The sequence below is a fragment of the Verminephrobacter aporrectodeae subsp. tuberculatae At4 genome, assembly GCF_000193225.1.
GTDB classification, from domain to species: Bacteria; Pseudomonadota; Gammaproteobacteria; order Burkholderiales; family Burkholderiaceae_C; genus Acidovorax; species Acidovorax aporrectodeae.
The window spans coordinates 1-663 of sequence record NZ_AFAL01000901.1; the positions used below are offsets into that span (position 1 = coordinate 1).

Sequence of the window (663 nt, forward strand, 5' to 3'; positions counted from 1 at the left end):
TTGGCCGTGGCGTTTACCACGGCGCTGCTCACGGTGATGGCCACCGTGCCTGCGGCGGTGTTCACCGCATAGCCTGCGTTGCCCGTGAGCGTTACCGCGTTCAGGCTGTTGGTGTCGGTGTAGCTGATCACCAGTTGGTTGCCGGTGACCGCGGCGCTGCTGAACACCGGGGGCGTGGTGTCTCCCGGCTCGGGCGTGATGTTGGTCACGCGCGTGATATCGAAGCTGGCCGCGTGGTTGCCCGCCACGTCCTGCACCACATTGCCGGATTCGGGCTTGGCGTAGCTGACGCTCACCCCCTCACCGTAGGACACGGGAACGTGTTCGAGTGTCAGCGTCACGGTATTGGCCGCCCCGTTCACCACGACGCTCTTGATGTGGAAGCGTTCTGCCGGGGGGCCGTGGCGGTATACCGAAAAGCCTCCAGTGCCCGACAGCGCTACGTCGGCCAAGTTGTTCTGTTCGGTGTAACTGATCACCACCTTGTCGCCGTTGGCTGTGGCGCTGCTGAATACCGGGGGCGTGGTGTCTGCTCCCGCGGGTGTGTTGTTGGTGACGGCCCGGTCGCTGAAGTTCGCTGCGTCGTTGCCCGCAGCGTCCTGCACCACGGCGCCGGTCGCGGGCTTGGTGTAGCTGACGGTCACCGTCTCCGTGCTGGCCACG

Annotated in this window: 1 protein-coding gene; it reads right to left on the minus strand. The window is 65.5% G+C overall.

The features are described from left to right. On the minus strand, positions 1-663 hold a 663-nt coding region (locus tag VTU_RS29780), incomplete at both ends, for a SwmB domain-containing protein (protein ID WP_265597364.1).